Below are 23,261 nucleotides of genomic sequence, written 5' to 3'. Positions count from 1 at the left end.
CGCGGCGTATGGGCGCACTATTCGGCGGCTTCCGGGCTACTGCCGTCGGGCTTCTCCGCTGTCTCGGACTTGGCCTTGGACGTGGTCCTCTTGCTGGCGCTTGTGCTCTTCTTGGCCGGCGCATCCGCATCCTTTGGCGTTTCCGACTTGGTCGACGGTTTGCGCGTACGCGGCTTGCGGGCCGGTTTTTTCGGCTTGCTTTCGGGCGTTTCCACCAGGCCGCTCTCGTCGCTCTCGCCGTTGCTCAGGTCAAGCACATCCGGCTGCGGCGCGGCACCGGGATCGGGCTGCTGCTGCGGAGCCGCTTCGGGCTGGGGGGCCTGGGCCGCTGCTGCCGCCGCCTCGCGCTCCTGACGTTCGGCACGCTCGCGGTCGCGTTCCGCCTGTCGCTCGCGATTCTGGCGTTCCTGCTCTTCACGGCGGTTTTCCATTTCCCGCTGGGCCTCGCTCAGAAGGCGCAGGTAATGCTCGGCATGTTGCTGGAAATTCTCGGTTGCCACGCGATCATTGGACAGCTGCGCATCCCGCGCCAGCTGGTTGTATTTCTCGATGATCTGCTGTGGTGTACCGCGGACTTTGCCTTCCGGGCCGGAACTGTCGAAAACCCGGTTGATGACATTTCCACCACCTTGCGACCGATTGCGGTTGGACTTTGACCGCGAACGTGATTTGGACGATCTCATATGCTTAGTGTCAGCCTTGTACTCGCTGTCTTTTGATCCGCTTCACGCCTCGTGCGTTCAAGTAAAATACCGGATCACCGACTTTTTGGGCTTGGCGTTGCACGCGTGCTCGCAGAGCATCTGTCGGGGCAACACCCTTGAGTAACCATGTCCGGCTGTCGCAGACAAGTCTTTCCGAACATTTTTCGCGCAAATTTGCCTAAAACCGGGTTTTTCGGCCTCAGTTTACGGTTAACTCACGCGGCAGACGCCCGAATGACCCGTGGGCGACCATCAAGGTCATGAATCACGCCGGCCTCGTTCAACCCCGCACCAGTCAGCAGCGCAATCACCGCATCCGCCTGTGTCGGGCCAATCTCGAGCAGCAACCGTCCGCCCGGGCTCAGGTGGTGCGCCGCACGCGCGGCAATCACCCGATAGGCCCCCAGACCGTCGCCGCCATCGGTCAGCGCCATCTCGGGTTCATGCCGGCGCACCTCGTCCTGCAATCCGGGCATCTCGTCCCGCGCGATATAGGGCGGGTTCGACACGATCAGGTCAAACCGGCCGGTTACGGTCTCGAACCAGTCCGAACGCAGGATTTCGGCGCGAGATTGCACATTGTGCAGCACCGCGTTGGCGCTGGCCTGCAAACAGGCCGCCTCGCTCAGGTCCACCCCCAGCCCGGTGGCCTGTACCGTCTCGGCCAGCAGCGTCACCAGGATACAGCCCGACCCGACGCCGAGATCGAGAACCCGCGCAAAGGGCTCGGACAGCGCAGCCTCGATCAGCGTTTCGGTTTCCGGCCTTGGATCAAGCACTTCGCCGCTGACCTTAAAGCGCCTGCCATAGAATTCCCGTTCGCCAACCAGATGCGAGACCGGCACCCGGATGGCGCGCAGCGCGATCAGCTGATCATAGCGTTCGCCAATATCGGGGGCGAGATCCTCGGGCGCGATCAGGGTCACACGCGCCGCCTCGATACGCGCCGCATGGGCCAGCAGAACGCGCGCATCCCGTGCCGGTTCCGCAACCCCCGCGGCGCGCAGGCGGGCGGTTGCCGCCACCATGGCCTGTGCCGCGGTCGTCATGCGCCCATCTCGGCAAGCATCCGCGCCTGATCGTCGGTGGTCAGCGCGTCGATCACCTCGTCAAGATCGCCCTGCATCACCTGGTCAAGCTTGTAGAGCGTCAGGTTGATGCGGTGGTCCGTCATGCGGCCCTGCGGGAAGTTATAGGTACGGATGCGTTCCGACCGGTCGCCGCTGCCCACCTGTGCGGCGCGGTTGGCCGAGCGTTCGCTGTCAACCCGCTGGCGTTCCATGTCATAGAGCCGCGTCTTGAGCACCTGCATGGCGATCTCGCGGTTGCGGTGCTGGCTTTTCTCGGAACTGGTCACCACGATCCCGGTTGGCAGATGGGTGATACGCACGGCGGAGTCGGTGGTATTCACATGCTGCCCGCCCGCGCCGGAACTGCGCATGGTGTCGATGCGCAGGTCATTGGCGTCAATCTGGATGTCCACATCCTCGGCCTCGGGCAATACCGCCACGGTCGCCGCAGAGGTATGGATGCGCCCGCCGCTTTCGGTTGTCGGCACCCGCTGGACCCGGTGCACACCGCTTTCGTATTTCATGCGGGCGAATACGTTGGTTCCCTTGATATGCGCCACGACTTCCTTGATCCCGCCGAGTTCGGTGGCCTGTTCTTCGATGATGTCAAAGCCCCAGCCGCGCGTCTCGGCATAGCGTTGGTACATCCGCAGCAGGTCGGCGGCGAACAATGCCGCCTCATCCCCGCCCGTGCCCGGGCGGATCTCGAGCATCGCGGGCCGGGCATCGGCCTCATCGCGGGGCAGCAGGCTGAGTTGCAGCGCATGTTCCGCCTCGGGCAGACGGGCGCGCAACAGCGGCAATTCCTCTTCTGCCAGCTCTCTCATGTCCGGATCGGCCAGCATCGTCTCGGCCTCGGCCAGCTCGGCGCACAGGCGGCGATAGGCGTCGATCTGTTCGACCACGGGGCGCAGATCGGAATATTCCTTGGCCAGCGTGGCGATGTCGCCACCGCTCGAGCCATCGGCCATCGCGGCTTCAAGGAACTGAAACCGTTGCGTGATCTGTTCTAGGCGTTCTTCAGGGACCATCTGCGGGGTTTCTTATATCAGGGGTCTTTGGTCAAGGGGCAGCCTGTGATAGGATCCGTCCATGCGAGCTGTTTTCCTGCTGATCCTGCTTGCGGGCGCGTCTCCCGCTCTTGCCGATGTCACCGGACCGGGCGGCAAGGTGCAGGATTGCTATTGCACCGACAAGAGCGGCGCGCGGGTGGATCTGGGCGAAACCATATGTTTGCAGGTGGACGGGCGCATGTTCATGGCCCAGTGCCAGATGTCTCTGAACGTGCCGATGTGGCGCGAGGTCAGCGAAGGCTGTCTGTCATCACGGTTGCAGAGCATCGATCCAACCCTCGACACGGGCCCGGTTCACACCCAGATCTGATTTGCCGAACCGCGCGCGGCCATGGATTTCGAGCCGTTCCCCCACTTGCCGGGCGGTCGTGTAATCCGGAAACCCGAATACCACGGACCGGGTGACATAAGTGACCATCCCTTCGCCGACCGACCCGAACAGCGGCTTGGTATGGGTTGTCGCGCCAGCAATCCGGTCAAGCCGCGCCAGGCCATCGCCGCCGGTATCGACCACCCGGATCACCCCATTGGCAAAATCTGCGGCCCGCGGTGCGTCGGGCATCCGATGCCACTTGCCCGGATCGCTCGGGGCAAGCCGCACATAGCCCATCGCCACCACAACAAGCGTCACGCCCAGCCACAGGATCACCATCATGCGTCTCATTCCAATCTCTCGAACCCCGTGCCTCAGCGCCGGGTGACGCCGGGCAGCACGCAGAGCAGTTCGAACAACAGGTTCGCCCCTGTCAGCGCGGTGTTTCCCGATGCGTCATAGGGCGGCGAAACCTCCACTAGGTCACAGCCGACGATATTGAGACCCGCCAGCGACCAGATCAGTTCCATCGCCTGATGGGTGGACAAGCCGCCGATCTCGGGCGTGCCGGTCCCGGGCGCAAAGGACGGATCGAGGCTGTCGATATCATAGGTCACATAGGTCGGCCTGTCACCGATGTCGCGCCGGATCTCGTCGCCCAGGGTGCCGAGCGAACGGTGCCAGAGATCGCGCGCCAGGAACTGCTGAAAGCCCCAGCCCTGCGCCTCGACAAAATCCGAAGCCGCGTAACCGCTGCCACGCAGGCCGATCTGATAGGTCTTGTCAGGCTGGATCAACCCTTCCTCATAGGCGCGGCGGAAAACCGTGCCATGGGTCTCGCGCTCGCCGAACATCTCGTCATTCACATCCGCGTGGGCATCCACATGAACCAGCGCCACCGGGCCGTGTTTGCGTGCGATCGAACGCAGGATCGGCAAGCTGATCGAATGATCCCCGCCCATCGCAACCGGGATCACGTCATGCATGAGGATCTGATCGTAACTTTCTGATATTATTCTCAGACTATCGCTCAGAGAAAAGGTGTTTATGGCCAGATCCCCGATATCGGCGATTTGCAGGCTTTCGAACGGCGCCGCGCCGGTGGCCATGTTATAGGGGCGGATCATCGCGCTTTCCGAGCGGATTTGCTTGGGACCGAAACGGGTGCCCGACCGCCACGAGGTGCCGATATCCATGGGAACACCGAGCACCGCCACATCCAGCCCCGCGAACCGGTTCGCCGTCGGCAGGCGCATGAAAGTGTTCGGCCCCGAGAACCGGGCGAGATCATTGCCGCTGATCGGTTGGTTCTTGCCGCTCATGCCAGCTTGCTCCAGCCCAGCAGGCACAGGATCTCGGTCGCGATATGCGCCCCCGCGATGGCGGTGGCACCGGTGGTGTCAAATGGCGGGCTGACCTCGACCACGTCCCCGCCCTTGATGTTGATGCCGGCAATCTCGCGCAGGATCACCGCCGCCTGCGCACTGCTCAGCCCACCCCAGACCGGGGTGCCGGTGCCCGGTGCAAATGCCGGGTCAAGCGCGTCAATGTCAAAGCTGAGATAGGTGGGATGATCGCCCAGGATCGATTTGATCCGCGCCGCGACCGCCTTGGGGCCGATCTCGTGTACTTTGCGGGCGTCAATGATGTTCACCCCCAGCGTGTCGTCATTCACCGTGCGAATACCCACCTGGACCGAGCGCACCGGATCGACCAGACCGGATTTCACCGCCTTGTAGAACATGGTGCCATGATCGATCCGGCCCATGTCGTCATCGGGCCAGGTGTCGGTATGAGCGTCGAATTGCAACAGCGACATCGGGCCGTATTTCTCGGCATAGGCCTTGAGGATCGGAAAGCTGATATAGTGATCGCCCCCCAGCGTGACCGACGCCACATCGGCCGCAAGGATGCCCCGGATATGCGCCGTCAGCCGGTCCGGAAAGGCCGGGACATCCGCATAATCAAAGGCCAGGTCGCCATAATCGATGATCGCGAGATCGCTGAGCACGTCGATGGGCCAGCCATAGGGCGGATCAAAGGCCTGCAAGGTGCTGGCCTCGCGGATCGCGCGCGGGCCAAGCCGGGTGCCGGGCCGGTTGGTCACAGCCTGGTCAAACGGCACACCGGTCACCGCCACATCAACGCCGGCAAGGTCCTTGCCATAGCGCCGCCGCAGAAAAGACGTCGCGCCGCCAAAGGCATTCTCGAACGACAACCCGCGCAGATCATCGCGGGTAAAGGCCTGATCCACTTGCGATTTCGCGTCTTCCAGCGCCATTTACGCGGCCTCCGTCAGGCACAGGGGCTGGGCCCGCTCTACGAGCCGCGCAAAGAATGACGCCCCCACCGGCGCCACCGCATCGTTGAAATCATAGGCCGGATGATGCAGCCCGGCGCTGTCTCCCTGTCCGAGGAACAGGTAGGCTCCGGGCCGCTCTTGCAGCATATAGGCGAAATCCTCGGCCCCCATCTCGCGCCCGGCCTCGGCCACAACACGGCCATCGCCCGAGATTTCACGGGCAATATCCGCGGCAAAACCGGCCTTGTCAGGATCGTTGATCGTCGCCGGATAGCCAATCTCGTATCGCAGCACCGCCGTGACGCCATAGCTTGCCGCCTGCCCGGCGACGATGGTGGCCATGCGCTCTTGAACCATCTGCTGCACCCGCGGGTCAAAGGTGCGCACCGTACCGTTGATATAGGCGGTGTCGGGGATGACATTGTCGACCGTCCCGGCGTGAATCTGCGTCACCGAGACCACCAGATCATCCAGCGCGTAGTGGTTGCGGCTCACGATGGTCTGGATCGCCTGCGCGATGCCACAGGCCGCCATCACCGGGTCGCGGGATTCATGCGGCATCGCCCCATGCCCGCCGACACCCTGAATGTTGATATGGAACGTGTCCACCGCCGCCATCAGCGGTCCGGGCGTGGTGCAAAAACACCCCTCATCGAACCCCGGCGCATTGTGCAGCGCATAGACCTGGGAAATCCCGTAGCGATCCATGATACCGTCCTGCACCATGATCTCGGCACCGCCGCCGGACTCTTCCGCCGGCTGAAAAATCAGCGCGACCCGCCCCGCGAAATTGCGGGTTTCCGCCAGGTAACGCCCCGCCCCGAGCAGCATCGTGGTATGTCCGTCATGACCACAGGCATGCATCTTGCCCGCGTGGGTGCTGGCATAATCAAGCCCGGTTTCCTCGCTGATCGGCAAGGCGTCGAAATCCGCCCGCAGGCCGATGGTCGGCCCCGGTTCGCTGCCCTCGATCACCGCGACGATGCCGGTCTGCGCAATGCCGTCCTCGATCGAATCCACCCCGAATTCGCGCAGCCGTTCAACAATGTACGCAGCCGTCTTGGGGCAATCGAAACCCAGCTCCGGAATGCTGTGCAGGTGCCGCCGCCATTCTGTCATGTCGGCAGAGAAATCGGCGATGCGGTTGACGACGGGCATGGGCTGGACTCCTGTCTCACGGAATGGATGATGCATCTGACACAGGAACAAAGGCCGCCGCAATGCCCGATGACACGTTGATCCATGACCAGACCGCCGGAATAGAACGGTTGCTGGAAATCATGCGCCGCCTGCGCGATCCCAAGACCGGGTGCCCCTGGGATATCGAACAGGATTTCGCGTCAATCGCGCCCTATACGATCGAAGAAGCCTATGAGGTCGCCGACACGATCGACCGGGGCGCCTGGGACGAGATGCAGGGCGAACTGGGCGACCTGCTGCTTCAGACGGTCTATCACACGCAGATGGGCCAGGAGGCCGGGCATTTTGATTTTCAGTCGGTCGTGCGGGCGATCTCAGACAAGATGGTGGCGCGCCATCCGCATGTGTTTGGCGATGACTCGCGCGACAAATCCGCGGAACAGCAAACCGCCGACTGGGAGGCGATCAAGGCCGCCGAGCGTGCGGACAAGGCACAGCGGGGTGCGCTTGACGGGGTTGCCGTGGGGTTGCCCGCCCTGCTGCGGGCCTACAAGCTGCAAAAGCGCGCCGCCCGCGTGGGGTTCGACTGGCCCGATGCATCGCATGTGCTGGACAAGATCGCCGAGGAATGTGCCGAGTTGACCGAGGCGCGCGACACACAGGATGCCGGGCATGTGGAAGAAGAGTTCGGCGACCTGCTCTTTGTGATGGCCAATCTGGCCCGTCACCTGGGCATCGAACCCGAAGCCGCCCTGCGCCGCGCCAATGCCAAGTTCATCCGCCGTTTTCAGGGGGTCGAGGCCTTGCTGGCCGAGCGCGGCAAGACCCCGGCGGACAGTGATCTCGCCGAGATGGACGCGCTCTGGGACCTGGTCAAGACGCGCGAGCGGGCGGTACGAAACTGATCCCCGGCATATCCGCCAGCCGCAACAGGTCCGCATCATAGCGCGCCCCAAGCGCTTGCCGCTCGGCCTCGGGAAAAGCGGCAAACCCGGTCTTGCCCACCCTGCCCGCATGGTCCTGCACGATCTTCTGCCAGGCCCTGCGCGGCAAGGTCTCTCCGGCCCTGTAACGGACCTGCAAGGCCTCAAGTGCCGCGTCGGTCGCGCTCTGGTTCACCGTGCGCCCCGGTTCCGACAGCGCCGCCGCGTCAAGCCCCGGAACCAGCCGCGCCAGCAATGCGCAACTGCTGCCCCGTGCTTCGTAGGGCAGAACCGTCAACCGCAGCGGCCCCAGGGTTTCGCGCATTTCCGCGATCAATTCCGGCCAGCCCCGGTCCATCGCCATGAAATGCGGCACGATCTCGGAAAACGGCGCAACCGCGTTGTCTTCGGCCCGCTTGCGATAGGCGGACACGTAGAGATCCGCATAAGAGCGCACCACGTAGAGCAGATGATCCGGCGGCCCATCCAGCGCCCGCGCCAGCGACAGCAACCGCTTGCGCGCGGCGGGAAAGAACTGGCCATGATAGAAATGCAGCATCGGCCCCGGAATATTCTCTTCCGACAGGATCAGCCCGCGATCCTCCGCCGGGCTGAGTCCGGTCAGCACCGCACGTGTCTGCTGCGCGAATTGCGGGATGCGCTTGTCACCGTGGCGGCGGCGCGGCAGCGGCAAACGCAGCCTGCCCCCCGGCACCCCGTCCCGCCCCGGATAGGCGATGTCAAAGCCGTGACGGTCCAGAACCGCGCGGTTTTCGTGCAGGCAGAGCTGGAAGGAACTGGTGCCGGTGCGGTGCGCGCCCGCGTGGATCAGGACAGGTTTGGTCATGGGCGCGAATTTGGGCGAACCCGCGCCGGCGTGCAATCGGCTTCTGGACAAATTCCGGTGGCCTTGTCACTCTCGCCCTTCGAGCAAATGCATGAGGCTGACATGGGCGCGCGCAAGATCATCATCGACACGGACCCCGGACAGGACGACGCCGTTGCGATCCTGCTTGCGCTGGCCAGCCCGGAGGAAATCGAGGTCATGGGGCTCACCGCTGTTGCGGGCAACGTGCCCTTGTCCCTGACCGCCAGGAATGCCCGAATCGTCTGTGAACTGGCCGGGCGGCCCGATGTCGCGGTTCATGCGGGCTGTGACCGTCCCCTCGGCCGCCGCCTCGTGACCGCCGAGCATGTGCATGGCGAAACCGGGTTGAACGGCCCGGTGCTGCCCGATCCGACAATGCCCTTGCAACAGGAACACGGGGTCGATTTCATCATCCGCGCCTTGCGTGAACAAGAGCCGGGCACGGTCACGCTCTGCCCGCTGGGACCACTCACCAATATCGCCATGGCGCTGGTCAAGGCCCCCGACATTGCCGACCGCATCGCGGAAATCGTGCTCATGGGCGGGGCCTATTTCGAGGTCGGCAACATCACCCCGGCGGCCGAGTTCAACATCTATGTCGACCCGCAGGCCGCTGATATCGTGTTCAAATCCGGTGCTCCGATCACTGTGATGCCGCTGGATGTCACGCACAAGGCGCTGGTCACACGGCAACGCAACGACGCGTTTCGCGCCATTGGCACCCCGGTTGGCACCGCGGTGGCCGAGATGACTGATTTCTTTGAACGCTTTGACAAGGAAAAATACGCCAGCGAGGGCGCGCCGCTGCACGACCCCTGTGTCACGGCCTATCTGATCCGGCCCGATCTGTTCACCGGTCGCCATGTGAATGTCGAGATCGAGACCTGTTCCGAGCTGACAATTGGCATGACCGTCGCCGATTGGTGGGGCGTCACCGACCGCGCGCCCAATGCGATGTTCATGGGGGATGTGGACGCTGACGGTTTTTTTGATCTCCTGACCGAACGCCTTGCGCGGCTGTGAGCCGCGCAGGTCCTGAAACGCCGCCAGCACAGAATTGAAAGCAGGCCCATGAGCGCATCTCTCCACCTTGCCAAGCCCGATGACCTGGACCGTCTGACCACGCTTGTCGCGGCCTTTCACGCGGAACAGGGGATCGAGCAATCCGACGCCGCCCGGTGTGCCGGGCTTGCGCCGCTGCTGGACGGCATCCCGCACGGCGCCGCCTATCTGATCGGCCCGGCCCGCGCCCCCATCGGCTATGTGATCATCACCTTTGGCTGGTCCGTGGAATTCGGCGGCATGGACGGGTTCATCGACGAAATTTACCTGCGCCCGCCGGTGCGCCGGCGCGGCATTGCGACCGAGGTGCTGATCAGCCTGCCCAAGGCGCTGGCCGAAGCCGGCGTCAAGGGGCTGCATCTTGAGGTCGACCGCGAGGACGAAAGCGCGCAAAAACTCTATGCCCGCGCCGGTTTCCGGGCGCGCGCGCGCTACATGCTGATGTCGCGGCATTTGTGATCCCGGGCAGATCCGGACGGCAAATTCTGCTATCCTGTGGGCCAAACGCGGCCGCGCCGCGTCAACCGACAGGAGGAAACCTCATGCCAAAAGGATATCTCGTCGCGCATATACGGGTCCACGACAAGGACAGGTTCGCAGAGTTCAGTTCGATGTCCGGCCCTGCCATCGCCGATCATGGCGGCCGTGTCCTGGTTCGCAACCCAACGATCGATCACCGTGAGGGGGCCGCGCAAGGCAGATGCATCGTGATCGAGTTCGACAGTATCGAGCAGGCCCGCAAATTCTATGACAGCGACGCCTACACGGCGGCGCGCGCGATACGTGAATTGGCGGCAGAAACCGATTTGTTGCTGGTCGAAGGGGTCTAGGCCAGCGCGATCCGGAACGCCCCCGCTCAGAGCTTCATTTCGAAAAACACCAGAATCCCCTCGGCGATCTCGGGAATGGGTTGATAGGCGTCGCGGCGCACAAAGCCGAGGTCGTCATATAGCCCCTGCGCGGCGGTCAGCAGCCGGCCGGTATCCATCAGGATGCGCCGAAATCCCATGTCGCGGCAATCGTCGATCAATTGCAGCATCAAGGCCCGCCCGGCCCCGGTCCCGCGCGCCTCGGGGGCGACATAGACCCGCTTGATCTCGGCATCGCCCGGCGCAATCGTCTGGATGGCACCGCACCCCAGCGGCACGCCATCGACCTTCAAGAGTCGCATCTGTCCGTGCGGCGGGCGGTTCTCGGCTTCTGCCCTGTCCAGTACCGCGCGGTACTTGTCCCGGGGGTAAAACGCGAGAACGACCTGCCGATCCGGGTCCGGCAGGTCGAGAAGCACGTCCCGATAATCCCAGGCCAGCCGCCGGAACGCCGCCATGTCATCGGCACCTTGCGGCGTGACGATCTCGACCGGCCCGGTCACCGCATCAGCCGCGCAGGATCGAGCGGCCCGCGTATTCGGCGACTTCGCCCAGGGCTTCCTCGATACGGATCAGCTGGTTGTACTTGGCCAACCGGTCCGAACGGGCCAGCGACCCGGTCTTGATCTGCCCGCAATTGGTGGCAACGGCGAGGTCGGCAATGGTGGCATCCTCGGTCTCGCCCGAGCGGTGGCTCATCACGTTGGTATAGCGCGCGCGATGCGCCATATCGACGGCACGCAGGGTCTCGGTCAGGCTGCCGATCTGGTTGACCTTGACCAGCATCGAGTTGGCGCAGCCCCTCGCAATGCCCTCGGCCAGCCGCGCCGGGTTGGTCACGAACAGGTCATCCCCCACCAACTGCACCTTGTCGCCAAGCGCCTCGGTCAGCGCCTTCCAGCCGTCCCAGTCGTCCTCGCCCATGCCATCTTCGATCGAGATGATCGGATAGTCCTTGACCAGCGCCGCCAGGTAATCGGCATTCTCTTCGCTGCTCAGGGTCTTGCCCTCGCCCGCCAGAACGTATTTGCCATCCTTGAAATACTCGGTCGCCGCGCAATCCAGCGCCAGATAGATGTCTTCACCCGGCTTGAAACCGGCCTTTTCGATGGATTTCAGCACGAAATCGAGCGCCTCGCGGGTGCTCCCGAGTTCCGGGGCAAAGCCGCCTTCATCGCCCAGCCCGGTGGACATGCCCGCCGCCGACAGCTCTTTTTTCAGCGTGTGGAACACTTCCGAGCCCATGCGCACCGCTTCGCGGATATTGCTCGCGCTGACCGGCATGATCATGAATTCCTGGATGTCGATCGGGTTGTCGGCATGTTCGCCGCCATTGATGATATTCATCATCGGCACCGGCAACATGCGCGCCGAAGTCCCGCCGACATAGCGGAACAGCGGCTGCGTGGTGAAATCCGCCGCCGCCTTGGCCACTGCGAGGCTGACGCCAAGGATGGCGTTCGCACCCAGGCGGCCCTTGTTCTCGGTCCCGTCCAGCTCGATCATCGCGGTGTCGATGGCCACCTGTTCGGTGGCGTCAAAGCCCACCAGCTCCTCGGCGATCTCGCCATTCACCGCCGCAACCGCTTCGAGCACGCCCTTGCCCATGTAACGCGACTTGTCACCGTCGCGCCGCTCGACCGCCTCGTAGGCACCGGTCGAGGCCCCCGACGGAACCGCCGCGCGTCCCATGGTGCCGTCTTCCAGAATGACGTCCACTTCGACGGTCGGGTTGCCCCGGCTGTCCAGGATCTCGCGGGCATGGATGTCGATAATCGTGCTCATGTCGGTCTGTCCCTCAGATAGATTTGGGCGTTTCATACCCTCGCGTTGTCGCAAGGGAAAGAGACCTTTGCCGCACCAGGCGCAGTTTGCGTTCACGCCAGAGCGTGTAAATGCCCGATCCGACGATGATCGTCGCCCCGATCAGCATCGGCATATCCGGGGTTTCATGGAACACCGCCATGCCGATCACCAGCGCAAAGATCAGGCGGCTATAGCGGAACGGCGTCACAAACGACACCTCGCCGATCCGCATCGCCGCGACGATGGCATAATAGGACGCAACCCCCATCACCACCGCGCCAAGGATTAGCCCCCAATGGGACGCCTCGGGCATGACCAGCCCACGCGGGCTGTAGAAGGACAGCAGCAACGCCGCCGGGATCAGCGTCATGAAGGCAAGAAAGCTGAGCTGGAAGGACGAGGTGGCGCGCGGCACGTTGCGCGTGGCCAGATCCCGCAGGGCCAGCCCGACCACACCCATCACCGCAAAGAGCGACAGTGGATCGAACGCGTCCATGCCGGGCCGGATGATCAGCAGTACCCCGACAAACCCGGCGAGGATCGCGCTCCAGCGCCGCCAGCCGACCGGTTCATGAAAGAACAGCGCCGCACCCAGCGTCACCGCCAGCGGCGTCGCCTGAAGGATCGCCGAGGCCGAGGACAGCGGAGTCAGCGCAATCGCCGTGACAAACCCCACCGTGCCGATCAACTCGCCAAGATTGCGCACCAGCACTGTCCGGCTCAGGGCGGCGCGTGGAAACAGGATCTCGCGGCGCAACAAGGTCAGCGTGCCAAAGACACAGGCCCCGCCCACCCCGAGAATGCCGATAATCTGCCAGGTCGGGAACACGCCGGCCAGCAGCTTGACAAACATGTCCTCGACCGCAAAGCCAAGCATCGCCAGCGTCATCAACGCCGCACCGCGCAGATTTTCCATCGGTTTCTCTTTCGGGAATCAGGGTTGTCCCTTGGCTGTGTCCGAAATTGGCCGCTTGCGCAAGGTCGGGTTGCACAGGGCGCATGGCAGACTTGCAAAACCGGCGCAGGATTGTGGCGGGTCCGGCGGGCTGCTAGGCAGGCCCATATGCCTGCCACCCTGCCCCTGACCCAAGCCGGAACCACGCTGCTCACCCTTCTCGTCGGGATGAGCGGTGCCGCGATTGCCTATGCGGTGTCGCTTCCCGCCTGGGTGCTGCTCGGGCCGGCGCTGGCCTCCAGCCTGGCAAGCCTGTCAGGGCTCAGGCTCGCCATTGCACCGCCGGTGCGCGACAGTTGTTTCATCGTGCTGGGCATCGCGATCGGGGCCGGTTTCGATCCCGGCACCGGCGGCGCGCTGATGCGTTGGCCCCTCGCCTTTGTCGTATTGGCGGTGGCGCTGCTGGTGACGATGCTGTTGTGCCGCGCGTTGCTCTGTCGGGGTTTTGGCTTTGACAGGCGCAGCGCGACGCTCGCCGCCGCGCCTGGCCACCTGAGCTTTGTCCTGGGCCTTGCAACCGATCTCGGGATCGACGTGGCCCGGATCACCGTGGTGCAATCGATCCGGCTGTTGTTCCTGACCATCTCGGTGCCATTCATCGCCGTGGCGATGGGATACGAATTCAGCGACCTTGTCCTGTCGGGCGATGCACCGCTCACCATCGGCCCGCTTGCCGGACTGGTGATTGCGGCCATCGTCCTGGGAATCGTCTTCAGACGGTTGCGTTTTCCCGCGCCGTTGCTGCTGGCGGCGATGGTGGTATCCGCCCTCGGACATGTCACCGAACAGACGTCGGGCGCGGTGCCGGAATTTCTGCTTGCGCCGGCCTTCCTGGTCCTGGGCACGATGATCGGAACCCGGTTCTCGGGCATGTCGCGCCGGGCTTTCCTGGGTTCGCTGCTCGCGGGGTTGGGCACAACGCTGGTGTCGGTCACGGTGACGACGCTGGCCGCCATCCCGGTTGCGGTGGCGCTTGGGATGCCCACCGCGCATGTGTTGGCCGCCTTTGCGCCCGGCGGCCTTGAAACCATGATCGCCCTTGGCGCGACAATGGCCGCCAGCCCCGGTTTCGTCGCCGCCTGTCACGTGGCGCGGCTGCTGATCCTGATCGTGCTGATCCCGCTGCTGCTCGGACGGCGCGCGCCCGCCTAACCCTTGCGGATCGGCACCCCGTAGAGTTCGAGCTTGTGGCCCCGCAGCTCATACCCCAGCTTGGCCGCGATCTTTTCCTGCAAGGCTTCGATCTCGGGATCGACAAATTCGATCACATCGCCCGAATTCATGTCGATCAGGTGATCATGATGATCCCGCTCGGCATCTTCGTAGCGCGCGCGCCCATCGCCGAATTCGAGCCGGTCAAGAATACCCGCCTCTTCGAACAGCTTGACCGTCCGGTAAACCGTGGCAATGGAAATCCCCGCATCCAGCGCGCTGGCCCGCGCATAGAGTTCTTCGACATCCGGGTGATCCGTGCTGTCCTGCAACACCTGCGCGATGGTCCGCCGCTGTCCGGTCATGCGCAGGCCCTTGGCTTCGCAACGGGCAATGATCGTGTCTGTCATGTCTGTCCTTCTCGGCGCGGGCGTCGCGGCGGGTTTAGAACATCCCGGAGGACAGGAAAAGGGCAAGCCGCACCGGTTTACGCGCCGGGATGCGCCGCCGTCCCGCCCCTGCGACAGCCTTGCGGGTTGACAGAGGGCGCGGAAATGCCCATGTGCCCTGCAAGCGCTATCTTCTGCCGCGTGAGCAGGAAAGATCGAGAGCGGACCATAACCGCCCGGCCGGGATACGGCCCGAATGCAAGATAGCGATACCGTGTTCCCAAGATCACGCGTGGGGCCAAACGCGCCGGACCAGTCCGTTTGCGGCATGCTGCCGTCGGGCCAAGAGGGTCGGCGCTCCCCATCTGGCCGCAAGGACGGCCAGGCAAACGGCCTGCATCCTGCGGGTCCGAAAGGATATGAATTGAGCGATTTTGACATGATGGGCCTGCCCGCCAAGCTGGTGGCACGCCTTGCCGATATGGGCATCAACGAACCGACCCCGATCCAGAAACAGGCGATCCCGCACGCATTGAACGGGCGCGACGTGATGGGGCTGGCGCAGACCGGCACCGGAAAGACGGCGGCCTTTGGCCTGCCGCTGGTGACACGGATGCTGGAATTCGGCAAGAAACCCGAGAAATACACCGTGCGCGGCCTCGTGCTTGCGCCGACCCGCGAACTGGCCGGGCAGATCGCCCAGAACCTGCGGGCCATGTGCGAGAACACCCCGCTCAAGGTCGGGGTGGTGGTCGGTGGCCAGTCGATCAACGCCCAGATGTCGCGGCTTGAGCGGGGCACCGACCTGCTGGTGGCGACCCCGGGGCGGTTGCTCGACCTGATGGACCGGCGCGCGCTCAAGCTTGAGACCTGCCGTTTCCTGGTGCTGGATGAAGCCGACCAGATGCTGGACATGGGTTTCATCCACGCATTGCGCAAGATCGCGGCGATGCTGCCCAAGGAACGGCAGACCATGCTGTTCTCGGCCACCATGTCCAAGCAGATGAACGAAATCGCGCAAAGCTATCTCGATCGCCCGATCCGCGTGGAAGTGACCCCGCCGGGCAAGGCCGCCGACAAGGTGACACAAGAGGTGCATTTCATCGCCAAGGCGGAAAAGGCCAACCTGCTTATCGAACTGCTGGCCAAGCACGAGGACGAACGCGCGCTGGTGTTCGGACGCACCAAGCACGGCTCGGAAAAGCTGATGAAACTGCTCGACAAGCGGGGCTTTGCCACGGCATCGATCCACGGCAACAAAAGCCAGGGCCAGCGCGACCGCGCCATCGCCGCGTTCAAGGCCGGCGACATCAAGGTGCTGGTTGCAACCGACGTGGCGGCGCGCGGGCTGGATATTCCCGACGTGAAGCATGTCTATAATTATGACCTGCCCAATGTGCCCGACAATTACGTGCACCGCATCGGCCGCACCGCACGGGCCGGCAAGGACGGCTCGGCCGTTGCCTTTTGCGCCCCTGACGAGATGGGCGAATTCAAGGCCATCCAGAAAACCATGGGCATCACCATCCCCGTGGCCTCGGGCCGCCCGTGGGAACCGATCGAGGAAGAGCGCAAGCCCAATCGTGGCGGTGGTGGTGGCCGGGGCGGTCCGCGCCGCCAGGGCGGTGGCGATGCCGAAGCCAAACCCGGAACCGGCCAGCGCCGGCGTCGTCGGCCCAACCGCCGCAAGAGCAGCGGTCAGAAATCCGCCGCCTGACACGCGGCCTGCCGACCGGGGCAGCCCCCCGGTCGCTCAGGGCGTCGGCCACCTAGCCCGCGCACCAGCCGGTCGAGAACAATCGCCTCCGGTGCCGGGATTGCTCGGCAAGCCGCGTTTCCGCGCCGCCTTGCCCCCATCCCGCGCCGGCGCGCGTGGCCTCTGAAGGTCTGCGCATCACGGACCAGCTGACGCGCCTTGTCCCGCCCCTGGCTGGCCGGTCGAGCAAGTCGCGGGCCGATTCCTTGTCGAGACCCGGCCCATCGCCGTCCACCCCGTCAAACAGGCCGCGGAACCGGGCAAACCCGACCGCGTCCTTGGTCCGCGTGACAACCAGGGCCACGGGTCAGGAATAGAGCGGCTGAACTCCCATTTGCAGGTGCAGCGCGTTCACCGCCTGCTGGTTCAGGCCAAGCGCACGCGCGAGGCTGTCGAGATATTCGGCCTCGGATTGACGATCCAGCCGGATCGACATCAGCGACATGGAATAGACCTGCGCCTTGAGCGGAGCGGGCGTGTCGGCCGCCAGCCCTTCCACGTCGATCGGCGCGGCAAGCTGGGTGCGTACAAAGCTGATATCCTCGGCATCCGCATCCGCCCCCACGGTTTCCATAATCTTGGCCTGCTCGTCCGGGTCGATCTCGCCATCCGCCTTGGCCGCCTGGATCATCGCCCGCAGCATCAGGCCCGCCGCCTCCTCGGCCTGCGGCACGGTCTGCGAGGTCTTGAACTGGTCGATCATCGCGCCCGCGCCCTGTCCGCTCATCGCGGCAGCACCGCCCAGGGCCGCGAGAACCCCGGCGAGCCCCGGCCCGCTTTCCGGCGTGCTTGAGAGCAGCCCGCCCTTCGGTTCGCCCGACGCGGGCGCACCGCCGGTCAGCGCCGACAGATCGAACCCGGCCTGTGACGCCATGTTCGCGATCATCTCCTGCATGTTCCCCATGCCGCCGCCCTTGGTCATCTGGGCGATCATGTCCTGAACGCCGCCCATTCCGGCACCGCCCCCCATCTGGGCCATCATGTCCTGCATGTTGCCCATGCCCGGAGCCTGGTCGGCCTGTGCATCATCCGGCGCGATTTGGGCTCCTCCGAACAGCGCGCCGATGCCACCGCCACCCGACATCTTGTCAACGCCCCGCGCCGCCGCGTACCCGATTGCCAGCTTTGCCAGTGTTCCCATCAGACTCATGTCGGTCTCTCCCAGTTGATTCAAATTGCCAAAACTACGGCTCTTACCGTGACACAAGTTTACGCCCTGTGAAGGGGAAATATTCACAATTTTCCGCCTCGGGCGCGTGGGCGCGTCACTCGGCGGCCAGATCCACCCAGATCGGCAGGTGATCCGACGCGATATGCGCCGGTCGCGCATCATGCACCCCATGCCGGGCGGCAACCAGCCCCGGTCCGAGCGCGATCCTGTCCAGCGGCCCCACCGGGCGCGGTGACGGAAAGCTCGGGCGTGGCGGCAGAAAGCGCATGTTCGGCGCGTATTGATCGAGAACCGGCAGGCGTGACCATTCGTTGAAATCGCCCGCCCAGACCGTCGGCATCACGTCCAGTTCGCCGGTGACGGCGGCGAGATGCTGAACCTGCCGGCGGCGATACTGGCCGATCAACCCCAGATGCACCCCCATCACCCGAAGCGGCCCCAACGGCGTTTCAAACTCGGCCCGCACCGCGCCGCGCGGCTCCAGACCCGGCAGGGAGATCTGCCCCATCGCCGCAAGCCTGATCCGATTGCCCCGCCAGATGATCGCGTTGCCATGCCACCCCAGCGACCCCGCCCCGCCCAGGTCGGCAACCTGCCACCCCGCTTCGTTCAGCACGAAATGCGGCAGGGCGGCGGGCCGGGGCGGCAAACGCTTGTCTGCCTCTTGCAGCACCACGATCTCGGCCCCCAGCCCCTCCAGCACCTGCAGAATGCGTCGGGGTTGCCGGCGCAGGTCGAGCCCCACGCATTTCTGGATGTTGTAGCTCGCCAATCTCAATTGGGCGGGGTCGGAAATCTCTGGTGTCATGCGGGTCCGGGCAGCTGGCTTGCCCCCCTGTCTTGCGGGTTGTCGCCACAAACCGCAAGCCCGCGCCGCGAAGGATGCTTGACATGTGAAGAAACCGCCCGTTCTTTGGGCCCATGGATCAAAAGCGCGGCATGGACGGGTTCGGCGCGGCGGCCCTTGTCGGCTTTGCGGCGATACTCGCGTTCAACCAGGTGGTCATCAAGGTTACCGGCGGCGGGTTTGGCCCGGTATTTCAGGCGGGTTTGCGTTCGGTCGGGGCCACGCTGTTCCTGTTGATCTGGATGCGGGTGCGCGGGCATAAGATACCCCCGCCATCGGGAACCCTGTTCTGGGGGCTCTTGTCCGCGTTGGTTTTTTCTTTCGAATTCATATGTATATACACCGCCCTTGATCTGACCAGCGTGTCGCGCGCCTCGATCCTGTTCTATTCCATGCCGGTTTGGGTGGCGCTTGGCGGGCATTTCCTGCTGCCTGGCGAACGTCTCACCACGATCCGCATGGCGGGCCTTGCGCTCGCGCTTGGCGGCGTGGCCCTGGCCGTCGCCGACCGCAGCAGCGGCGCGGCGAGCCTTGCCGGCGACCTGCTCGCACTTGGGGCGGCACTAGGCTGGGCGGCGATTGCGCTGATGGTTCGGGTGACGCCGATGCAACGGATGCGCCCGGAAGCGCAGCTGCTCTGCCAGGTGGCCGTGTCCGCCGTGGTGTTGCTGGCGCTTGCGCCGCTGTTTGGCCCCCTGATCCGCGAGCCACGGGCCATTCACTACGCCGGGTTGGCGTTTCAGGCCTTTGTCGTTGTCGGGCTGGGCTATCTCATGTGGTTCTGGCTGATGACCATCTACCAAGCCAACAGCGTCGCGTCGTTTTCGTTCCTGTCGCCGGTGCTGGCGGTGCTCTTCGGCTGGTTGATCCTTGGTGAAACCATCGGGCCACAGATCTGGGGTGCGCTGGCCCTGGTGGCGCTCGGCATCACGCTGATCAACCGCCGCTAGGTTCCACAAAAGGTCGCGGGCACCACTTCCTCTGGCCTCGGCGCGCGCGCCAGGTCGGCGGCGTCCGGTTGGTCATCATAGGGCCGCGCCAGAACCGTGTTCAAGCGATGGAACGGCGCATAATCCCCCTCGACCGCCGCCGCGATCATCTGTTCGATCCGGTGATTGCGCGGAATGAAGGCCGGGTTGGCGCGGCGCATCACTGCCTGCGGGTCCGGTTCGGAACGCAACCTGTCCTGCCATCCCGTCTGCCAGCTGTCGAACGCGGCGGGATCGGTGAACTGATCGCGCGCACCCTTGCCCGCCAGGGCCCGGAAGGTATTGGTGAAATCGGCCTGGTTCTCGGCCATCCGCAGCAGCAGGTCGGTGATCAGCCCGGCATCCTCTGCGCGCGCGTTGGCAAGGCCGATCTTGGCACCGAACCCCGCAAGCCAGTTCTGGCGAATCAAATCGGGCATGGCGTGGACGATCTGGGTAGCTTCTTCGACCATGGCCTCGCGGTCGTCATATTGCTGGATCAGCGCGGTGGCCAGCTGGGCGAGGTTCCAGACCGCGATATCCGGCTGGTTGGAATAGGCATAGCGCCCCATGCGGTCGATCGAGCTGAAAACCGTGGCGGAATCATAGACATCCATAAAGGCGCAGGGGCCGTAATCGATGGTTTCCCCCGAGATCGATGAATTGTCGGTGTTCATCACCCCATGGATGAACCCGACACCCATCCAGCGCGCGATCAGCCGGGCCTGCGCATCCCGCACCGCCGTCAAGAGCCCCATCGGCCCCTTGGCATCGGGATAATGGCGCGTGATGGCATAGTCGGTCAGGCGTTTCAGGCTGTTGATGTCGCCGCGAGCGGCAAAGATCTGAAAGGTGCCGACCCGCAGATGGCTCCCTGCCACGCGCGTCAGGACCGCTCCGGGCATCGCCCCTTCGCGATAGACCGGCTCGCCGGTTTCGACAGCAGCCAGCGCCCTGGTCGTGGGCACGCCAAGCGCGTGCATGGCTTCGCTGACCACGTATTCGCGCAACACCGGACCAAGCCAGGCCCGCCCGTCACCGCCACGGGAATAGGCGGTGCGCCCCGATCCCTTGAGCTGGATGTCGCGCCGCATCCCGTCGGTACCCACGGTTTCGCCCAACAGCACCGCCCGCCCATCGCCAAGCTGGGGATTGTACTGGCCGAACTGGTGGCCGGAATAGAGCTGAGAGATCGGCGTCGCGCCCTCGGGCAAGCGGTTGCCGGCAAAGACCTGCGCCATGTCCCCGGTCTCGCCCGGATCGATTCCCATCAAGCGGGCAAGATCGGCATTGAACGCGATCAGCTTTGGCGCCGCCACCGGGCTTGGCGGTTGCGCGGAAAAGAATGCGGGCGGCAGGCGCGCATAGCTGTTGTCAAACGGGATGCTCAGGGTCATGTCTCATACATAACAACCCGCGACACGATTGCCAGAGACCACGCGCATGACCGCTGACGAGATCATCACCCAACTGGGCCTCGCCCCGCATCCCGAGGGCGGCTGGTATCGCGAAACATGGGCTGCGCCGACTCCGGGCCGGCCCGTGGGCACCTGCATCTATTTCCTGTTGCAACAAGGCGAGCGCAGCCACTGGCACAAGGTCGATGCCACCGAGATCTGGCTGTTTCATGCGGGCGCGCCGCTGCTCCTGTCGATCAGCCCGGATGCCGGGGGACCCGCGCGGGATCACGTGCTGACACCTGATCTCACCACGGGTGCGCCGCAATGCATCGTGCCAGCGCATCACTGGCAATCGGCGCGCAGCAGCGGCGCGTATACCCTGGTCAGTTGCACGGTCTGCCCCGGCTTCCAATTTGACGGCTTCACGCTCGCGCCGCCGGATTTCGACATTCCCCGCGCCTGACCCGGCTCGCCAGCCCGGGCGCAACACGGCAGGATCGGAACATGACCCATACCGCATTGCTCAGACGGCTGAGCGCCGAGGACAAGGCCGCCCTGACCCGACGATCAGACACCGCCGGGCTGCGTCACCTGCTGCTGTATCTGGGGGTGCTGGCGCTCTGCACGACGGGCCTGGCGCTGCGCGTTCCGTTCTGGCCACTGTTGCTGCTGCCGCAGGGGCTCATGCTGGTGTTTCTTTTCACGCTCAGCCATGAATGCACGCACCAGACGCCGTTTCGTTCACGATGGCTGAACGAAATCGTCGGTCACCTGATCGCCCCGCTCATTGCCCTGCCCTTTGTCTGGTTCCGCTATTTCCACCTGGCGCACCACAAGTTCACCAATGACCCGCTGCGCGATCCGGAACTGGCCCATGGCCCGCGGCCGGGCACCCGGCGTGCGTGGTTGATCTATCTCAGCGGCTGGGGCTATTGGTCGGGCATGGCGCGCACGCTCTGGGCCAATGCCCTAGGCCGCCTCGACGCGCCCTACCTGCCGCCCCGCCGGCACAAGACCATGCGGCGCGAAGCCCGGATCATCCTCGCGCTCTACCTGTTTGCCGCGCTCAGCCTGACGCAAACCACCCTGCTGCTCTGGCTGTGGATCATCCCGTTGCTGATTGGCCAGCCCGCCCTGCGGCTCTACCTGCTGGCAGAACACGGGATGTGCCCGCCAGTGGCCGACATGCTGGAAAACTCGCGCACCACCTTCACCAACCGGCTGGTGCGGTTCCTGGCGTGGAACATGCCATATCATGCGGAACATCACAGTTTTCCGGCGGTTCCGTTTCATCAACTCCCGGCGCTGCACTGGTTCACGCGGGCGCATCTGCGCGCGACCTCGGATGGCTATACCGAGTTTACCCAGGCATATTTGCGAACCCTGGATCGCTGACCCGGCCGCCACAGACCGGATGGCGCACCCCGGTGGTTGCCGGGCACGATGTCGGCAATCCCCGCGCCACCCGCACCGCCAGATAGGCAAAGGCCTGCGCTTCGAGCATGTCGCCATCAAGCCCCACCGCTTCGACCGGATCAACCGGGTAATCCAGCCGATCGCGCAGCATCGACATCACGACCGGGTTCAACCGGCCCCCGCCCGTCACCAGCAGCCGCCCTGGCGCGCGCGGGCAATGCTGTACCCCGCGCGCGACCGCGGCGACACAAATCGCCGTCAGTGTCGCAACCGCATCGGCATCAGCGAGATCACGCACCAGATCCGTTAAGTCACCAAAATCGTTTCTGTCCAATGATTTCGGCGGAACTCTTGAGAAATAAGATGAGGAAAGAAGACGATCAATTACCTCCTCATCGACCGCCCCGCGCCCCGCCAATTCGCCGTCACGGTCCATCGCCACGCCCAGACGAGCCTGCATCAGGTCATTGATCGGCGCGTTTGCCGGGCCGGTGTCAAAGGCCAGCAACGCGCCCGCCTCATCGGGCCGTCCGAATGCCGGGTCCACATAGGTCAGGTTGCCGACGCCACCCAGGTTGAGAAACCCGACCGGGGCGCGCGCAGCGATCTTGCGGGCACAGGCGAAATGATAAAACGGCGCGAGCGGAGCCCCTTCTCCGCCCTGCGCCACATCGTCGCTGCGAAAATCCCAGACCACGGGAACGCCCAGAACATCGCCCAATGCCGCGCCATCCCCGGCCTGCAACGTTCCACGCCCACGCGGGTCATGCGCCAGCGTCTGGCCGTGAAACCCGATGATGTCGACCGGCTCGAACCCCGCGATCACCTCGCGATGCGCCGCCTCGACAATGCGCGCGGCGGCCACGACCTCGGCCCCCTCCCAACGCCCCAAGGCGGCGCGCAGAACGGCTTGTTCCTCGCTGGAATAGGGTCTGTACCGGCCGGGTCCAAAGGCGCTCACGCCATGGCCGTCAGTCTCGATCACCGCCGCGTCCACGCCATCCAGAGAGGTGCCCGACATCAGCCCGAGGGCCCGTACCGTGCCTGTTGCGATGTTGGCCTTATGCATGGCCTTTT

Annotated in this window: 27 protein-coding genes; 10 read left to right on the top strand and 17 right to left on the bottom strand. The window is 64.5% G+C overall.

All coding sequences use genetic code 11. The features are described from left to right. Positions 1-17 precede the first annotated feature (17 nt). From ACP15R_RS10470 to prfA, 3 genes are all read right to left on the bottom strand, one after another. Positions 18-683 (bottom strand): DUF4167 domain-containing protein, encoded by a 666-nt coding sequence (locus ACP15R_RS10470; protein WP_424986347.1) that lies wholly within the window; start codon positions 681-683, stop codon positions 18-20. A 236-nt stretch (positions 684-919) separates the two neighbouring features. Beyond that, positions 920-1,753: a peptide chain release factor N(5)-glutamine methyltransferase gene (prmC, locus tag ACP15R_RS10465; RefSeq protein WP_424986346.1), complete on the bottom strand. Its 834-nt coding sequence runs from the start codon at positions 1,751-1,753 to the stop codon at positions 920-922. Then, positions 1,750-2,805 (bottom strand): peptide chain release factor 1, encoded by a 1,056-nt coding sequence (gene prfA / locus ACP15R_RS10460; RefSeq protein ID WP_424986345.1) that lies wholly within the window; start codon positions 2,803-2,805, stop codon positions 1,750-1,752. The genes prmC and prfA overlap by 4 nt, the downstream gene beginning before the upstream one ends. A 61-nt stretch (positions 2,806-2,866) precedes the next feature. On the opposite strand from prfA, the gene ACP15R_RS10455 reads away from it, so the two are divergent. Beyond that, complete coding sequence (locus ACP15R_RS10455) at positions 2,867-3,157, top strand: hypothetical protein (RefSeq protein ID WP_424986344.1); 291 nt, start codon at positions 2,867-2,869, stop codon at positions 3,155-3,157. Here ACP15R_RS10455 and ACP15R_RS10450 read toward each other — a convergent pair. The 4 genes from ACP15R_RS10450 to ACP15R_RS10435 are packed head-to-tail and all read right to left on the bottom strand — an operon-like array spanning position 3,098 to position 6,620. Beyond that, on the bottom strand, positions 3,098-3,511 hold the full coding sequence (locus ACP15R_RS10450) for a DUF1499 domain-containing protein (RefSeq protein ID WP_424986343.1): 414 nt from the start codon (positions 3,509-3,511) through the stop codon (positions 3,098-3,100). The genes ACP15R_RS10455 and ACP15R_RS10450 overlap by 60 nt on opposite strands. A 23-nt stretch (positions 3,512-3,534) precedes the next feature. Beyond that, positions 3,535-4,482, bottom strand: coding sequence for an agmatinase (speB, locus tag ACP15R_RS10445; protein WP_424986342.1), 948 nt, complete (start codon positions 4,480-4,482; stop codon positions 3,535-3,537). Further along, positions 4,479-5,441, bottom strand: coding sequence for an agmatinase (gene speB / locus ACP15R_RS10440; RefSeq protein ID WP_424986341.1), 963 nt, complete (start codon positions 5,439-5,441; stop codon positions 4,479-4,481). The genes speB (ACP15R_RS10445) and speB (ACP15R_RS10440) overlap by 4 nt, the downstream gene beginning before the upstream one ends. Continuing rightward, complete coding sequence (locus ACP15R_RS10435; RefSeq protein WP_424986340.1) at positions 5,442-6,620, bottom strand: M20 aminoacylase family protein; 1,179 nt, start codon at positions 6,618-6,620, stop codon at positions 5,442-5,444. 62 nt (positions 6,621-6,682) lie between these two features. Between ACP15R_RS10435 and mazG the strand changes: the two genes are divergently transcribed. Then, positions 6,683-7,507, top strand: a complete 825-nt coding sequence (gene mazG / locus ACP15R_RS10430) for a nucleoside triphosphate pyrophosphohydrolase (RefSeq protein ID WP_424986339.1) — start codon at positions 6,683-6,685, stop codon at positions 7,505-7,507. Here mazG and ACP15R_RS10425 read toward each other — a convergent pair. Further along, positions 7,476-8,372 (bottom strand): hypothetical protein, encoded by an 897-nt coding sequence (locus tag ACP15R_RS10425; protein WP_424986338.1) that lies wholly within the window; start codon positions 8,370-8,372, stop codon positions 7,476-7,478. The two genes, mazG and ACP15R_RS10425, sit on opposite strands and share 32 nt — an antisense overlap. A 102-nt stretch (positions 8,373-8,474) precedes the next feature. Here ACP15R_RS10425 and ACP15R_RS10420 point away from each other — a divergent pair, with 102 nt between their 5' ends. The 3 genes from ACP15R_RS10420 to ACP15R_RS10410 all read left to right on the top strand — a co-directional run bounded on the left by ACP15R_RS10420 (position 8,475) and on the right by ACP15R_RS10410 (position 10,285). Then, entirely contained in the window at positions 8,475-9,416 is a 942-nt protein-coding gene (locus ACP15R_RS10420; protein ID WP_424986337.1) for a nucleoside hydrolase, read from the top strand. A gap of 48 nt (positions 9,417-9,464) precedes the next feature. Next, positions 9,465-9,914: a GNAT family N-acetyltransferase gene (locus ACP15R_RS10415; protein ID WP_424986336.1), complete on the top strand. Its 450-nt coding sequence runs from the start codon at positions 9,465-9,467 to the stop codon at positions 9,912-9,914. Between the two features lie 83 nt (positions 9,915-9,997). After that, a complete protein-coding gene (locus ACP15R_RS10410; RefSeq protein WP_424986335.1) occupies positions 9,998-10,285 on the top strand; it encodes a DUF1330 domain-containing protein in 288 nt (95 codons plus the stop codon). 26 nt (positions 10,286-10,311) lie between these two features. On the opposite strand, the gene ACP15R_RS10405 is transcribed toward ACP15R_RS10410, so the two are convergent. Genes ACP15R_RS10405 through ACP15R_RS10395 form a run of 3 tightly spaced genes read right to left on the bottom strand, consistent with a single transcriptional unit; the run spans position 10,312 to position 13,046 of the window. Beyond that, entirely contained in the window at positions 10,312-10,827 is a 516-nt protein-coding gene (locus ACP15R_RS10405; RefSeq protein ID WP_424986334.1) for a GNAT family N-acetyltransferase, read from the bottom strand. 4 nt (positions 10,828-10,831) lie between these two features. Continuing rightward, positions 10,832-12,109, bottom strand: coding sequence for a phosphopyruvate hydratase (gene eno, locus ACP15R_RS10400; RefSeq protein WP_424986333.1), 1,278 nt, complete (start codon positions 12,107-12,109; stop codon positions 10,832-10,834). 13 nt (positions 12,110-12,122) lie between these two features. After that, positions 12,123-13,046 (bottom strand): DMT family transporter, encoded by a 924-nt coding sequence (locus tag ACP15R_RS10395; RefSeq protein WP_424986332.1) that lies wholly within the window; start codon positions 13,044-13,046, stop codon positions 12,123-12,125. Positions 13,047-13,193: 147 nt separating this feature from the next. Here ACP15R_RS10395 and ACP15R_RS10390 point away from each other — a divergent pair, with 147 nt between their 5' ends. Further along, the gene (locus ACP15R_RS10390) at positions 13,194-14,237 is read left to right on the top strand and encodes an AbrB family transcriptional regulator (RefSeq protein WP_424986331.1); all 1,044 of its coding nucleotides are present in this window, start codon (positions 13,194-13,196) and stop codon (positions 14,235-14,237) included. Here the strand turns inward: ACP15R_RS10390 and ACP15R_RS10385 are convergent. Continuing rightward, entirely contained in the window at positions 14,234-14,647 is a 414-nt protein-coding gene (locus tag ACP15R_RS10385; protein WP_424986330.1) for a Fur family transcriptional regulator, read from the bottom strand. The two genes, ACP15R_RS10390 and ACP15R_RS10385, sit on opposite strands and share 4 nt — an antisense overlap. A 403-nt stretch (positions 14,648-15,050) precedes the next feature. Here ACP15R_RS10385 and ACP15R_RS10380 point away from each other — a divergent pair, with 403 nt between their 5' ends. Beyond that, positions 15,051-16,343 carry a DEAD/DEAH box helicase gene (locus ACP15R_RS10380; RefSeq protein WP_424986329.1) on the top strand — a complete coding sequence of 431 codons (1,293 nt, stop codon included), beginning with the start codon at positions 15,051-15,053 and terminating at the stop codon, positions 16,341-16,343. A 52-nt stretch (positions 16,344-16,395) separates the two neighbouring features. Here the strand turns inward: ACP15R_RS10380 and ACP15R_RS10375 are convergent, their stop codons facing one another. The 3 genes from ACP15R_RS10375 to ACP15R_RS10365 form a co-directional block, all read right to left on the bottom strand. Beyond that, the gene (locus tag ACP15R_RS10375) at positions 16,396-16,686 is read right to left on the bottom strand and encodes a hypothetical protein (RefSeq protein ID WP_424986328.1); all 291 of its coding nucleotides are present in this window, start codon (positions 16,684-16,686) and stop codon (positions 16,396-16,398) included. Positions 16,687-16,689: 3 nt separating this feature from the next. Then, positions 16,690-17,532: a DUF533 domain-containing protein gene (locus ACP15R_RS10370; protein WP_424986327.1), complete on the bottom strand. Its 843-nt coding sequence runs from the start codon at positions 17,530-17,532 to the stop codon at positions 16,690-16,692. Positions 17,533-17,647: 115 nt separating this feature from the next. Further along, positions 17,648-18,361: an endonuclease/exonuclease/phosphatase family protein gene (locus tag ACP15R_RS10365; protein ID WP_424986326.1), complete on the bottom strand. Its 714-nt coding sequence runs from the start codon at positions 18,359-18,361 to the stop codon at positions 17,648-17,650. A 113-nt stretch (positions 18,362-18,474) separates the two neighbouring features. Between ACP15R_RS10365 and ACP15R_RS10360 the strand changes: the two genes are divergently transcribed. Then, positions 18,475-19,350 carry a DMT family transporter gene (locus ACP15R_RS10360; RefSeq protein ID WP_424986325.1) on the top strand — a complete coding sequence of 292 codons (876 nt, stop codon included), beginning with the start codon at positions 18,475-18,477 and terminating at the stop codon, positions 19,348-19,350. On the opposite strand, the gene ACP15R_RS10355 is transcribed toward ACP15R_RS10360, so the two are convergent. Next, positions 19,347-20,765 (bottom strand): protein adenylyltransferase SelO, encoded by a 1,419-nt coding sequence (locus ACP15R_RS10355; RefSeq protein ID WP_424986324.1) that lies wholly within the window; start codon positions 20,763-20,765, stop codon positions 19,347-19,349. The two genes, ACP15R_RS10360 and ACP15R_RS10355, sit on opposite strands and share 4 nt — an antisense overlap. Positions 20,766-20,811: 46 nt before the next feature. Between ACP15R_RS10355 and ACP15R_RS10350 the strand changes: the two genes are divergently transcribed. Beyond that, positions 20,812-21,231 (top strand): cupin domain-containing protein, encoded by a 420-nt coding sequence (locus ACP15R_RS10350; protein ID WP_424986323.1) that lies wholly within the window; start codon positions 20,812-20,814, stop codon positions 21,229-21,231. A gap of 41 nt (positions 21,232-21,272) precedes the next feature. Next, positions 21,273-22,163: a fatty acid desaturase gene (locus ACP15R_RS10345; protein WP_424986322.1), complete on the top strand. Its 891-nt coding sequence runs from the start codon at positions 21,273-21,275 to the stop codon at positions 22,161-22,163. On the opposite strand, the gene ACP15R_RS10340 is transcribed toward ACP15R_RS10345, so the two are convergent. Continuing rightward, positions 22,129-23,253, bottom strand: coding sequence for an anhydro-N-acetylmuramic acid kinase (locus ACP15R_RS10340; RefSeq protein ID WP_424986321.1), 1,125 nt, complete (start codon positions 23,251-23,253; stop codon positions 22,129-22,131). The genes ACP15R_RS10345 and ACP15R_RS10340 overlap by 35 nt on opposite strands. Positions 23,254-23,261: the final 8 nt, after the last annotated feature.

The sequence above is a fragment of the Microbulbifer sp. S227A genome, from assembly GCF_049800935.1.
Note: the sequence above shows the minus strand (reverse complement) of the source record. Positions and strands in the feature narration are given on the sequence as shown.